Below are 14587 nucleotides of genomic sequence, written 5' to 3' on the forward strand. Positions count from 1 at the left end.
TGCCTTGGGTTGCGCCTCGAAGAAGCGGAGCACCTCGCTGCGACTGAGCTTCCTGCGAAGCACGACCTGGCCGGCGTCATCGACCGCATGGACCTGGAAGAAGTTCTTGGCAATGTCGAGACCGATGGTGGTCGGGGCGGCCTTTGCGCTAATCTTCATGGCGGACGGCTCCTTTCGCTCGATGCCTTCAACAGCTCCGAGCTTGGCACACAGATGCCGCTCAGGGGCCGTCCACCCCATCAGAGAAGGCTCTGAAAGTGACGCCGTTCATCGGGTGGTCGATGACCAGCGGAGCGACGATGCCGTCCAGGCGCAGGCCCGCGACCAGCGTCGAGGTTTTCCAGTGTCCGTGCGGCACGGCGGCCACGAGGCGCTTGCCGCGTGGGCTGCGCCCCTGTCGCCGGGCCATGTTCGTGCTGAAGCCGCTCTCGTCGAGGAAGACCAAGTGAGCGGGGTTCAGCCCGGGTTGGGCGGCACGCCATTCGGCCCTGGCAGCGGCCACGTCCGCGCGCTCCTGTTCGGCCGCGTGCTGCGACTTTTTTTGAGTGTCCAGCCCAGGCGGTCCAGGCCCTTCCACAAGGCGCCCACGCTGATGCCAACGCCGCGCGTCTCGAACAGCCAGCGCCGCAACTCGCCCAGCGTGGCGTCGGGCTTGGTGCGCAGATGTGCCAGGAGCGCCGCCTCATGGCCGAACAGCACTACTTTGCGCTGCGCGCCGCCTCGCGCTGCGGGTGCGGTCGCCCCGGTCGAGGCGCGTCGCTCCAGCGCCTTGTAGATGTAGGAGACACTCACCCGGAACAGCGGCGCGGCCTCGCGCACCCGTAGCCCGCCATCAACCGCCGCCAGCACGCGCTCGCGCAAATCCTGCGAATACGCCTGCCCAGATCGCCACGTCATCCTCGCCTCCGGTTCCAACAGAGGCCGATGATTCACATATCAGGCCGTGCCGGAATCCCCATTCGCGATTCCGGTCGAAGTGAAACGGCTCTAGCAAACTGGCTCGGCTGTCTCAAAGCATTCGACGACGGACAACTCCACCCATTGAGCCGATATATATTGATAACAAACAAGAAAGAGGCGCATGACTGGGTCAGTAGCCAGTTTCCAACGTTGACCCTGTGAATCGGCGTGGCCCTTGGCGCGAAAGTTGACAGATCCCTCGCTTTCCGTCGCCAAGGTGGCGCGGAGGAACTCAAAACTCCCCTTTGATGAAGTTAACCGGCCCCAGGTCCACCTCGTGGGTACGCACGTACTCCTGGATGTCATCCCAGAACGCTGAAGCGGCGGCAGCGTGCAGATCCACCATGACGATCTGAAAGACGATGCTGCCGGTAAGGCCGGCCGTCGCTTGGGCCGCATGAGGTGCAAGGGCACCGGCCGCCTTCCCCCCCAGCCCCAATCCAACCTTGCTCGCCGCGTCAGGAATGTTGTTAATCGGAGTTTGAGGTGTGGACGGCACCGTCATGTCCGGCTTCATCGCCTTTTCTAGGGACTGCTGAGGCGTCTCGCCAGCGGGTGGCTTCACGCCGCTCAGAGCACCGAGGGCTGCTCCGACCGCGGCACCAATGATCGCACCAACGAGAACCTTCTCCATCACGTCCTTGAAGCCATTATTCTTGCCTCCCGCGAAGCCCGCGGCAAATCCCATTGCGGCACCGTTGATGGCACCGCTGACGCCACCTGCCACCGCTCCTGCCGCTACGCCTCCTTGAGCAAGCCCAAGCCCGCCAGCCACGGCCACGCCGGCAAAAGCCGCACCAAAAGCAGCCCAGCCTCCTACCGCCCCGCCGACCAGCGCCCCCAGCACAATGTCGCCGGCATCGCCTCCTGCGCGCGCCGCGGCAATTCCGCCGATCACACCGCCAGCCGCAATCCCGATCGCTGTCGCAGCAAAGACCGCCCCCCAAGTAACGGAAAGGCCTCCGACCGTGAGCGCAATGGCACCTGGCCCAGCAGCACCAAAGGTCAGGACCGTGACAATGACCGCCAGTGCGATGATGGCGACCGTCGCCACGATGGCCGCAAAGATCTTCCAGAAGGATCGCCCACTCGGATCAACATAGCTGGTCGGGTTGCAGCGGCAATACGCGTAGAAGTTCCAGGCAAGCGGATCGTCGGCGTCGCCGACCAGAGAGTCGGGCGACAGGAACCGACCGATTCGCGGGGAGTACCAGCGCGCGCCCATCAGAACCAAGCCGGGCCCAATGGCCTGTCCTGTGGCAAAGCCTTGCGGCGCGGCCGCAAAGCCGGTCCGTCCGAGTTCCTGCCCATAGGGTCCGTAGTGGACCGACAACTGTACCGCCCCAATGGCGTCCGTCACCAGGACAAGGGATCCCAGGTGGTCCACATGATGCCAGGTTCTGACCCCAGCACGCTCGCGCGCCACGATGCGCACGCCATCGGTGAACTGCAGGACCAGCACGCCCCCTTCGACACGCACTAGCTTGTCCGGGCTCCAGGTCTCTGCGGTGCCGCCGCCTGCGGCGATGCTGCGGCGGCGGACCAGGTTGCCCATGTGGCTGTAGGTGAACTCCTCCCGCCCGCCAGCGGTGAGATCAATGCTGCGCAAGCGGCCTTCGGCGTCCACGTTGTGGGTACCCCACGGGGCAGTGGCTACATGGCCGTGATGGTCGTAGGTAAAGGCATCGGTCCCGGCGCTTCGCAGGCATGTCGTGGGCACGCCGCCTCCGCCATAGGTGTAAGTACCGATGTCGGAGGCTGACAGCATGTTGCCAGCGGGGTCATAGGCGTACTGCCAGTCGCCAGCCGTCCCGGTGGCTCGTGTCAGCCGGTACAGGTCATCGTACTGATATTGCCAGGCCAGGGCCGGATCGGCACTCTCAAGCGCGACCACATTGCCAACCCAGTCGTGCTTGTAACCCACCGATCGAAGGGTTCCGGATGGCCCTGACAGGACGGAAGATGTCCGCCAGCCGGTCAGGGGATCCTGGCCGTCCCGCTGCACTGTGCCATTGCTGTAATGCACGGCGGTACGCCTGCCACTGAGGTCGTACTCGATTTTGTCGATCACCCCATCGACGGAATGTAAACGCCCGAGCCCGTCGTAGAGGTAGCTCACAAGCGTGCCGTCCGGGTAGGTCACGTGGTCAATCAGCCCGTCCGAACGATGCAGTGTCCTCAGCACCAAGGGGCCATCGGAAACCGAGTGCATGGTCTTCTGCGCAATCCGCCCCCGTTCGTCGTAGTCGTAGAGGGTCGTACCACCCTCGTCGTCGGTCCGCACCAACCGGCCTCCAGCAGTGCGGTGCCCCGCACCGGCCGGTGCCGGCGCGCCGTTGTCGTGGTAAGTGTAGCGCGCCACGACCGGGGAGGTGTCGTCCCCATGGCGGATCTCGCTGGGTCGGTTCGCAAGGTCGAAGCGGCGCAGCACGCGCTCTGAACCAACACGCGTTTCCACCGTGTTTCCGGCGACGTCGACGACCGCGATCTGCGTCTGCTCCGGCCGCTCAATGCGCAGCACACGGCCCAGCATATCGTGTGTAAAGCGCGTGCGCGCTCCGCTCGCATCGACATGCTCCACCAAGCGACCCTTAATGTCGTATGTATCAGTCGATGCGAGTATCTGGGTGCCGAGGGACTGCTCGATGCGGGTAATGCGACCCGCGGCGTCGACGAACCGCCGGGTGACGGTACCGGCATGCACCGCCCCTGCCCCCGTCCGGTTATCCTCCTCATCGACCTCCTCGATCACTCCCGGGAGGTAACGCATGCTAGCCACCGCGCCGTCCGGCCTTGTGGTGCGGATCGGACGCGCCATGGCGTCATAAACGATCCCGGTGTGCGGATCCCCCGGCGATGGCGGCACATAGGCGGTTCCGGTCGGACGTCGAGGCAGATGGCTGCGCACCAGGACTCCGCGTGGCCCGAACACGTTGCACGCCTCGATAATATCACCCAGCTCGTCCGTCACGCGCCGCTCCAGCAAGCGCCCGCTGCCATCAACGAATTGGCGTTCGACACGACGCGGCTGGCCGCCCGAGGTGCGGTGCGATACGAGAACCTGCAACGGCAAGCTTGTGATGTCATAGCTGTAGGACACCGTCGGTTCGGCCTCGCTGTCGCCGGGCTCGACCCGGCGCAACATCCGGGCAAGCGCGTCGAAATGAGCGGTGGAGCGCGCCCCGGAAGGATCCGTGATCGTAGTGGGCTGGTAGACTCGAAGGTTGAAATCTGCCGTGACCTCATTGCCCATGGCGTCACGGACGCGCACCGGATAGCATTGGGAAGGATCGAAGCTCAGCTCCGTCAGGCTGCCACGGGGGCCGGTGATGCGGCCGCGCAACCCCGACGCATCCTCGATCCGCTCAAAGCGGCCGATCTCTATCCACCAGCCATTCACGCCGGCTCGCCGGGTATAGCCGAGCGCGGCAAAGTTCGGCATTTCGGAGGCGTAGAGGATAGCCGCCTGATCATCGGTGAGCGCGAGCGCCGCGCGCGCCGTTAGCAGCCCTTGCGTCCCAACCTCGCCCAATGGCCGCCCATCATAGATGGCGCGGGTTTCAGCCAGAAGTTTTCCGGTGCCGTCCATTTGCCGGGCCCGTGACAGGCGCTGACGATAGCGCCCGGACGGGTCTGCCGCATATTCCGTAAAGGTGCGCAGTGTGGCAGTGGGCTGATCCTGGCCCGCGACGAAGCTACGCTCCATAGCCTCGGTCACATTGCCTTCGGCGTCCCAGGCCAGCTGCTCGCCGATGATCCAATGCACCGCATCCGACCCACCCTCGAACACCGTGCGGGTGTTGCGAAGCAGGCGCGGAGCGACGGTGAGGTTCTCCCTCGGGCCCTCGACCTGCCATTCCTGCTCCATCCGGTCGAAAAGCTCACCGTCCTTCCCGGCCCGCTCCTGCCGGTACATCCGACCCCGAATTGCGCGCCGCAAGCTTCTTTCCGCCCGGGTCGCGGGCTCCGCCCCATCGGGCATGAGCCCGGTATGGAACCAGCGCGTGGTCCGCAGCGTCCCTACGCTCGCGTCACCCAACTCTACGATATCAACGCGACCAAAGCCGCAAGCCTCCCGCAGCACGCCATCGTAGCGACCGTCGTGATAACGGTACTGGCTTATGCTCTCCGCGCCGCCGGATTGGTCGGACATGCTGACCTCGCCAACGACGGGCAGGACCACCGGCAGCCGCGTAGCCCAGGGCGAGCCAAGCAGTGCGTCGCGGCGTGCCTCAAGGGCGGAGGTGGAGTAACTTACCCGGGTAACCCGTCCAATCGAGTTGTCCATCAGGTTTAGGAGACCGCACCGCACGCCGCCAACAAGGTCGAGCACGAACCAGCGGGCACGGCCAGATGGCAGAGCCATCGACCAGCACAGACCGGGATTGCCGGTCCCCATCAGGTCGGCGACCCGCATCTCGCGCAGCGCCCCCGTAGGCACATGCGCGATCTCGCGGGGCTCCTCAAAGCCACCCCCCCAACGGTTGGGCCACCATCGCACCAAGCCGTCGTCCAGGTAGACCACATCCGCACAACCATCGCCGTCGAGGTCGACCACAAAGATCCGATTGGGATCGAGATCGAAGGGCAGCCGTGGTGGCGTCGACATTGAAATGGCCTCGCCGAAAATCCCGAAGCCAAGATAGGGCCAATAGGTCACCCCGCGGCCGTCCACCCGAACGAGGTCTGGGGATCCGTCGCCCGTCATGTCGGCACAGAACACGTGTGGGTCGCCGAGGTCGCTGGGAGGTCCGTCCAGTGTCCCGCGAACCACGAGAGGCACCGACTGCCACTCGCCGCGCGCTTCGCGTTGCGCCAGCATCAGCGCGCGACCATTGCTCCACAGCACGTCAACAAGGCCATCGCCGTCGAAATCGGCGAGGCGGCACTCGGGCGAGGAGAGCGCCATAGCTGGCGCCTCACCCCAGATCACGGGGCGTTCAAAGCCCTGGGCGGTGCGGGGCTGATACCCTCGCAGAGGTTGGTCGATGCGCACCACATCGGCCAAGCCGTCACCGTTCATGTCCAGCAGAGCGGCATTGGCACTCGCGCCCGCCAATTGCGGCACCAGGCCGACATTGCGGGGTCTGCCCCACCCTCCCCCAAGATTTGGCCAGATCCGCGCGGTGCCCGACTCCCCGATCTCGATCAGGTCAGGCAGCCCGTCCCCATCCCAGTCCACCAACTCTACACGCCCTCGGTCGGCAAGGCCGGGAGGCAAGGCCCCCTGATCGGCCGCCTCCATCCGTTGAAGCCTTGGCGCAGCGGGTTCGGTGTAACCGAGCACAAGCGGGGGAGCCGAAATCTGGGAACCGTCCTCGTCAAAGCCGGCCAGCGTGATCGAGCTGAGTAGTGAGGCCCCGCTCGGCCTCCCGGCCACATAACCCAGCGCCCAGCGCCGAACCAAGCTTTGTGCGGCACCCACGAGGTGGAGCTCGATTTTCGCGCATCGCTCGTCGGTTTGCAGCAGAAAGCCGCCGCGCCCCCAACGCAACAGGTCGGGCCTCGGTTCGTGATGGAACTCGACCCGGTATGGCCCATAGAGGAGTTCCTCCAGGTAGCGCTGCGGGCCCGAGGCGCGCCAAGTAAAGGTGGCGGTCCCGCCAAGATTGTCCTCCACCCGGTGCGCCAGCCATGCCCAGGTTTCCCCAGCCAAACCAGGGATCCGGCTATCGGCTGTGGTGCCAAGCTCATACCGCATTCCGGCGCGATCCGTGACCCGGAAGCCCTCACCCAGTGGCTCGATCCGCCAATCGCCGGTCTCGACTTCCGGACGAAGGCTCCCATCGGCCAAGCGGAGCAACGGCCCGGAGCCTTCAAGCATCAAGGTATCGGTGCCGTCGTAATGCGGGCGGCCGACCATTGTGCTGCGTAGGATGCGCGGAAACTGCAGCGACCAGCCGAGCCCGAAGGGGCCATTGCTAGCCGCCGAATCGTAGCGCAAGGACAGCTTGGGGCCGATGTCGTTCGGCCCATTCGGCAACTCCAAGGGCACGTTGAAGGCACCCGTGCCGCTGTGCAGGTCTGGCGTGAAGGTCTCGCCCAGGCCGCTCAGCCCGCCACCCCCGCCCGGCAAGGACGGGGCCTGGCTCGCAAATCCGACATCGATCGACATGACAGGCCCTCAGCTGCGGGGTGTGAAACTGTAACCCAGCACCAGCGCGATATTGTCGATGCCGGATAGATCGAGCTTGCCGCCGGTCACCCAACTCGGATTGTCGGCCGCCCGCAGCTCAACGCGATAGTCGCCGAGCGCCGTGCCGCCGACTGCGGCCGTCAGATCAGTAACAGCCACCGTCCCGTCAGCTGCAGTCGTCACGGAAACGGTCGGTGTGCCGGGCGCTGCGACCTGCAAGACAAGGCCGCCGGCACGGGCGCGCGGGGTTGCCGTGACGATAAGGCTGACCTCGGAGAGCATCGGGTCAGTCTCGGTGGCGGCGAAATCGCCGCGCCCAAGCGTCAAGTCCAGGACGCCAGAGCCGTAGAAGATAAAGAAGGCGTCCGGGAACAGCCAACGCAGCGGATAAGGGCGCTGCCTTTCATTGGCCTGTGGGCGTGCAGCCAGCTCAGCCAGGACCTGATCGCGCAGATCGGGGTCAAAACGGCTCTGATAGGTGAAGGTGAGCCTCACATCGACGATGGCCTGGTAATCAACCGTATTGGCTGCTTTGGGCAGCTCCAGTGTCCAGGTCGAGGCCAGGCCCGCCCCTTCGAAGATGCGCCGCCGCCGCCGATCGCTATCGACGATGATGGCATCTCCGCGGAGGTCGTAATCAGACAGGACAAGGGTTTCACGCGCCTGCACCCGGTGTTTGACGCCGTTCCCTCCGTCGGCAGCGGAGGCAGGCACGCGGTAATGCGAAATGCCTGCATTGGTAAGCGTGCCGCTCAGGCCGCGCGCCGGAACAATGCCGTCAACGACAACCTCGACATGCTCGATCCGACCTGCATAAGTGCCGGGATAGACGCTATCGAAATCATCCAGGTCCGTCTGGAACTCAATGCGGCCCTTGGCGCGGAACTGGGTCTCGAACAGGAAGGGATAGCGTTGGGCTAGAGACACGGTCTGCCGCACCGGCTGCTGCTTGATCGTTGTGCTGGTGATCAGGTCGAAGGTGAAAGACTGCACGTCGAGCATCAGGGTGTCGGAAGCCAGCATGCCCTTGACGGTGTCGGACATGTAATCGGGCTTAATGATCTTGCGCAGCACGTCATTCTCAAAATTGTAAGCGCGCTGCATACGCTTAGCCACGTCCAGGGCCATCGTCAGATATCGCTGCGATAGCTGGTTCATCTTGTCGCCGAGCAGGTTCCAGACCTCTGGCGTGAAGCGTTGCTGATCAAATGCATTGAGCAACTCTACCGCGCCGTTCAGCCGCACCAGGGATGCTTTGGCACTGGCCTCGACAGCCGACACACGGGCTTGCGCAGCGGCCCGTTCCTGTTGAGCCTGGACACCAACGAGGTCGAGCAGGTTCGCCTCGCGGTTCATCCGGTTAATTTCATACTGGTTCTGCAGCCGCGATGCCGAGAGCTGCTCCGCCGCGGCCAAAGTACCGCGGTCGCCGGAGAGCGAATAGCCGCCTTGCATCATGCGATCGGCAAGTCTGTTTAGTTGGCTGGCGTTGCCGTCCTCTCCGCCGCTCATCTGCGCCGAGAGCGCCTGATGCATCGACCAGGCCCGCGACTTCGAGGCGTAATCGGTGGAATTTGCGCGGGCTGCGGAGGCGCGCTGTTGGGCAATGGCCTGCCCTAAAACATAGACGTTGAGCTCCTGCTTCGCAGCATCGACCTGTCGCAGCGCTGCCTCGCGCTCGGCCGCGCTTTGCGCGATGTTTTGTGACAGCTGGAGACGCGTAAGCGAGCCGTTGTCAGCCTTGTCCCAGAATGAAATGGCATCGCGCTCGGCGCTCACCGCCAACTGGCAGAGATTGATCGCCACCGATTGCAGATAGTCAAACGTCCAAATCGGCACGTTCTGTGCCCAATGTCCCCAGAAGTCGAGCCCACCGGCAATCTTGGCCAATTGCGCCTGGATATCAAAGATGACGCTGCTGATGGCAGGGCTGGCGGTGATCGCTTCAGGAGTCGCCAGATTGGCGATGACGTTGCGCGCTGCATCAGCGGCCGGCTTCAGGCCGGTGATAGTATAGAGCGGAGTTGCCGGCTCCAGCATGTCGCCGCTCAGGACCTTGGTGTAGATGGGCAGGGCCGCAGGCGCATCGTCGTCGCGGAACAGCGAATTGCCCCAGTCCAGATAGAGCATGGCCAGCCGAGACCATACGTAGGGGGCCTCAACGGCGGCGTTGAGATAGGAATAGCCGGCGGCCTGCAGATACCATCGTTCGGCGGAGGTCCAGTTACCCATCGCGTGGTAGCATTCGGCCAAGCCAAGCGGCGTTTCAAAATACCAAGCATGGGTGAGGCCGACCGCCACATCGGCGACGCGCTTCGGCTCGATGAGCGCATCGGGTAGACGGGTCAGCGCACGCCGCTTGTCGTAGACGGTTGACAAGACTAGGTCAGCCTGCAGGGCTGCCCCAGCGCTCCAGCTCATCTCCTGGAGCGTGTCACCGACCAGAACGCTATAGGAGCGCTTTTCGACCGTCAGTTGAGGCGGGATCTCCACCGGCACCGGACGCTCCAGCACCCCGGGTGATAGGGTGTCGAAACGTGACATCGCGCCCGCTGCCCGCATCGCTGTGAGCGATCGCACCCGGCCAAGACGATCCAATGGCTGCAGGATTAGAGGATTTATCGGCTGGGTGCCTGGACTCGCAGGCACTACTGTACTGGCCGCCTCGATCTGGGCGACCAATGTCGGGGCAGCGGCAGCGGCACGGTCGTGGAAGAACTGGGCAGATCGCTCGTTCCCGCGCGCCCTGAGTTCAGCAGACAAGCGCAGATCCGCCGTTGCTCCAGAGATTTTGGCATCGACATTGCTGCTCATGAGTCCAAAAACGGGCCCGGGATCGAAGTCGACCATCTCTCGCGGTCGTACCCCGGCCGCGGCCTCCTCAATCGGCAATACATTAAGCCACTCGGCACCGTAGGACGCGAACGCCTTGCTGAGATCAGTTCCGGCCACTTTCTCTTCGATAAGGAAATGCAGAGGAAAGAGCTGTCGCCACAGGATTGAGCGCGCCTCCTGGTATGATTCAATAGCGTCCAAGTAGCGCCTTTCCCGGAAAGCCTGCCCTGCGTTCACCAGCAGCCGTTCGATCGCCGCCAGTGTCCGGTTTTGTGAAGTGATCTCATCAATGACCACTTTGAACTTGCGGTACGTGTAAGCAATGTCGGCATGCACCAGGTCAGCCATGACTAGCTCCATTTAAGGAGAGGCGCGAAGTTCGGTATTTCGCACTCGTCGAAGGCGAACATGCCACCTCCCGAGAGCACTCGGGCGGGTTTCGGCTTACACACGTCACGAATGCCAGACTCTGATGAAACTACTCTTCGTTGGCGCAAGTGAAGCGCTTTCTAGCCGCCGCGAAGATGGCCCTATCACATTATCTAGAGTGAGGGGCTATATGCAGGCCCGGCGCTGGCTGCCCGGGTGTGAGAGTCGGTCCGCGCCGGCATCTGGACGCGCTGGACGGCGGTGCGGAAGGTGAAGGAGGGCGAGGTGACGGCGGACGTGTTTGGCTTCCTCACGACGGAGCCGAACGCCGAGGTGGGTGCGGCCCATCCGAAGGCGATGCCGGTGATCCTGACGGAGCCGGAGGAAGTCGAGACATGGATGACGGCGCCGCGCGAAGCGGCGCTGCGACTGCAACGCCCGTTGCCTGACCTCGCGCTTATTGTGGTGGCACGGGGCGAAAAGAGCGACGGCGCGACCTCGCCGGCAGATCCGGGTCAGCCGATGCTGCTTTAGCGTACGTCCGCCTGTTCCAATCGGGACCCCGGCAGACGCAGAAACTTCAGCCGCTTACGATGCCGATCGGCGTCAAGGACACGCGCCGATTCACACGGGCGCACACGCAGCCGCTTCTACATGCTGCTGTAACTTAGCAGGAACCCAGAATCGTCGACATGGAGACATCGGCCAACCTGGTTCCCTCGGTGGAGTCGCAAACTGCCACGGCCGATGTGCGCAGTCTCCAGCGCGACGGACGTTTGCTCCTGCATCATGTCGCCCGTCGCGCCGACCGGGCGTTGGGCCCCGTCCCGCTGCTCGACGACGGCGCTTCGGTGCTGCAGGTGCTCACGGGCGACCCAACGTGTATCGCGTCTAACCCGACGCAATTCGCGACTCTCACCACCACGGTGGACGCGCTGAGCCATGAAGCGGCGCCAGCCACTGCCAACAGTATCAGACTGACCAGCGCGTATCTTCGATCGGCCGGCGAGGGAGAGGAGCTGTCCGATGAGGTGAAGGTGCGCGTGAGGTGGCTGCGAGCGGCGATCTACGGCCTGACCCTACTTTTCGTCGTTGCTGTGCTAGGTTCGATTGGGCTGCTTGCGTATGTGGACAATGGCCGGCGCGCCATGCAGCAGCTGCTGGGCACGCACGTCGAGATCCGGATAATGGAAGGCGAGCTCGCGGAGCTGCCGCCTGGCGCGTGGATGCCAGCCCGCGCCTCCGACGCAGAGGGCCGCTACCGGCCGATGTGCCCGCAGGCGGATGGCTCCGGCCTCGCCCCGGCCGACACGGCCGAGGGCGCGCGCGCCGATGCGCTGTGCAGCCAGCTCGGCCAGGCCCTGCTGCGCAACCAGCTCGTGATGATGCGGCTGACCCGCTGGAACAACCTCTCCTGCGGCCTGCCGCTGTTCGATCCCTGCACGGTGCCGCAGGGCGAGCAGAAGATCTACGAGCAGCCGCTGCAGCACCATTGGGAGCGGACGGAGCTGCGCACCGCCTCCTTCATCTCCACCCTCACCGGCTTCGTGCTGCCCCTGATGATGGGGTTCATCGGCGGCGCGGCCTATGTGCTGCGGCGGCTGGACAACAAGCTGTCGGAGAACACGCTGGAGGTCCGCGACGGCTGGCATTCGGTGCTGCGCGTGCTGCTGGCGACGATGCTTGGCGGGCTGCTCGGCGTGGTCTGGAGCGGCGACGAGCCGGTGCAGCTCGGCGGCTTCGCGCTGACGCTGGCGGCTGCCGCCTTCTTCGTGGGCTTCGCGCTGGAGGCGGTGTTCACCGTCATCGAGGCGATGATGGAGGGGTTTGCGGTGATCGTGAATGGCGTTGCAAGTAAGCTGCGCGTACTAGTGCTAGTTCAGGCACCACCCCTGGTGGTCCCCGTGCTACCCGGGCCGCCAAGCAATCACGATGGGACGGAGACCGCCTCTGTGGTGGAGCGCACCCTGGCCCAGTTCGACCGTCGCATCGAAAGGTTGTTCGCACAGCCCTCCTTGGTGCGCTTCCGTGGCCAGGTACTGGTGGAAGTGATGAAGGCTAGCGGCGAGCCGCCTCTGCACTTGGAGGAGGCTGCCGGTTTTGTCGGTGGCACCTCGGGTCGCCTACTCGTACGGTTCAATCCCGACCTGACGCCAGCGGCTGCGTCCGACCGTGCTGTGCCTCCTGGCGCAACGAAAACAGAAGGGCTCGGAGGGCAATCATCCACCCCTAGACCTTCCGGTACTTGCTCGGGACCGTTTATAATTTCGGATGCCATACGTATTTTACGAGGCGAAGAAAAGCCGGAGCTGTTGTTCGATGTGGCACTTGAATCAGACACAGTCGTCTTCGAACCGGGGCGGAGCCGTGCCTCCTGTCGCACCCGGCCCGACACCGGCTCGGAGCCTGTTACATTTGGCTTCACCATGCCGTCGTCTGGCACCCGGCATGAGATCTCTGTCGTAGTTAGCCAATTCAACCGCTTGATCCAGATAGTCACAGTGCCGCTGCAGACTGTGAGTCGTCATAGTTGAGGGCGCATCTGCATGACCCTTCCGCTCGGCGCGCGGCTCGCCATCACGATCGGGTTCGATGATGCCGGTAGTCGCGTCAGCGTTCATCCGCTAGGCGTCCCCAATCCGGTCACCTTCGAGGGCGACCTGAGGCGTGACCAACTCCCGGAACTCTTTGGTACTCTTCGGGCGGATCTTATCCGCTTAAGGGAGGGTCTCGATGCTATCGGCGGCCTACGGCAGACCGAGCGCTCGGCGTGGCAGGCATTGAAGATCCTCTACGAACGCGGCTTTCGCATCCTGCTGAAGCTGCTCGGCGACGACTCGGGAGCAGTGCGCGAGATCGTCGAAATCTGTCGTGATGCATGGCCGGGGTGGGCGACCCCAGCCTGGGCAGAGGATGCGCTGGCTCCCCCGCTCATCACAGTGGCGGCCCGCGTCGGGGATGGTATCCCCGTTGAGATCCTGCCGTTATTCGATTTCTCGCAGCTCGATCGGCCAGAGAGCTTTGACGAACTGAACCTTGATGCACTCGGGGAAATCGCGTGCCGCTTCGTTGGCTTCTCCGCCATCGTCCAGCGGATCCCTTGGCGGGCTCGACGACGATCTCCGCGAACGCAACCTGGGTCGGGTAGACGGCTTGAAAATCTCCCACGCCTACCGATCGCTAATTTTTATTATCGGGGTCTGCCTGGGCTGGCGAGGACCGAAGCATTTTTTGCGGCGAATTCCGCCCACATCGCCCTCGATCCGGTTTGGCCAGATGCCACATGTCCGACTGAAGCCGAAACTTTAGCACGCGAACTCGCTGTTCGCATCTGGGAGCGGGCGGGTAAACAGCCTGCACAGCTCCATCACTTCTATTGCCACTGCGAGACCGAGCGAGCGCCCGCGGAGGCTCACACGCTGCGCTTCCACACAGGCAGCATTTTGTGGGGCGAACGCCGTGTAACCTTAGGCGACCTCGGCAGCGCCCTCGCCCGCCTCCGGCTCGCTTCAGATGAGGCTGAGGATGTTGCGGACCGGCCGTTGATCTTCCTTAATGCCTGTGCCAGCGCTGCAGTCGATCCGTCCGGTATTGGCTCCTTTCCCGAGATCTTCGCCGACGAGCGATTCCTCGGCTTCATTGGCACAGAGACCGTGATGCCGGACGCTTTCGCCTCAGCCTTCGCCGAAGCACTCCTGACGCGTCTGCTGCTGCAGACGCAACCGGAGCCACTCGGCCGGGCGTTGCACCGAGCTCGATGGGATATGCTCCGGAGGTACAAGAACCCGCTAGGCCTCCTCTACAGCGCCTACGCAGATCCCGACCTGCAGGTTCGCCGCTCGCCTGACGCTGTCAGAAATACCACCAGCGACGCAGTGTCAGTCCTCCCGGCATGCTCAAGTTGACTGGCCTCTTCGCCGAAAGGACGCGGGAGAGGAACTCCGGCGCCGCGTAGCCGAGAGCCAGTGCGGATGGAGGATCCTTGGCGCCTCCTAACCAAGCAGCAAGACCACCGAGGCCAACCAGCAGCGTCAAGCCCAGCCAGAACACAGGCCGCCGGAGGTGTCCCGGCAGTTCTGCCTCGTAGCGGCCTTGGGCGATGCGGATTACGTCAGGGATGGCGCCGCCGGCTGCACCAAGCGCGATCAGTGTCCAATCCACGTACCAACTCCAGCCAACTATGAATCACTTTGCAGGTTCGCAAAGCGGCCACAACCCAATTTGAAGCTCTGAGGGGACCGTGCTGGCAACAGTGTTGTTCCGTCGCGTATCGTGGAACAGGTTTTG

Annotated in this window: 6 protein-coding genes and 1 pseudogene; 3 read left to right on the forward strand and 4 right to left on the reverse strand. The window is 63.9% G+C overall.

Features of this window, described 5'->3' with window-relative positions; translation table 11 throughout:
• Positions 1-220: 220 nt before the first annotated feature.
• The 4 genes from ACFHPP_RS28205 to ACFHPP_RS28220 all read right to left on the reverse strand — a co-directional run bounded on the left by ACFHPP_RS28205 (position 221) and on the right by ACFHPP_RS28220 (position 10279).
• On the reverse strand, positions 221-445 hold the full coding sequence (locus ACFHPP_RS28205) for a transposase (protein ID WP_437166570.1): 225 nt from the start codon (positions 443-445) through the stop codon (positions 221-223).
• A gap of 11 nt (positions 446-456) precedes the next feature.
• Entirely contained in the window at positions 457-897 is a 441-nt protein-coding gene (locus ACFHPP_RS28210; RefSeq protein WP_437166571.1) for a helix-turn-helix domain-containing protein, read from the reverse strand.
• 295 nt (positions 898-1192) lie between these two features.
• Positions 1193-7075, reverse strand: coding sequence for a toxin TcdB middle/N-terminal domain-containing protein (locus tag ACFHPP_RS28215; RefSeq protein ID WP_437166572.1), 5883 nt, complete (start codon positions 7073-7075; stop codon positions 1193-1195).
• Positions 7076-7084: 9 nt separating this feature from the next.
• Positions 7085-10279: a hypothetical protein gene (locus ACFHPP_RS28220; protein WP_437166573.1), complete on the reverse strand. Its 3195-nt coding sequence runs from the start codon at positions 10277-10279 to the stop codon at positions 7085-7087.
• Between the two features lie 255 nt (positions 10280-10534).
• On the opposite strand from ACFHPP_RS28220, the pseudogene ACFHPP_RS28225 reads away from it, so the two are divergent.
• The 3 genes and pseudogenes from ACFHPP_RS28225 to ACFHPP_RS28235 form a co-directional block, all read left to right on the forward strand.
• Positions 10535-10834, forward strand: a pseudogene (locus ACFHPP_RS28225) (hypothetical protein); the annotation flags it as partial.
• Between the two features lie 158 nt (positions 10835-10992).
• Positions 10993-12834: a hypothetical protein gene (locus tag ACFHPP_RS28230; protein WP_437166574.1), complete on the forward strand. Its 1842-nt coding sequence runs from the start codon at positions 10993-10995 to the stop codon at positions 12832-12834.
• A 12-nt stretch (positions 12835-12846) separates the two neighbouring features.
• Positions 12847-14205: a hypothetical protein gene (locus ACFHPP_RS28235; RefSeq protein WP_437166575.1), complete on the forward strand. Its 1359-nt coding sequence runs from the start codon at positions 12847-12849 to the stop codon at positions 14203-14205.
• Positions 14206-14587: the final 382 nt, after the last annotated feature.

Origin of the sequence: Falsiroseomonas sp. E2-1-a20, from assembly GCF_051433195.1 — a bacterium.
GTDB lineage: Bacteria > Pseudomonadota > Alphaproteobacteria > Acetobacterales > Acetobacteraceae > Falsiroseomonas.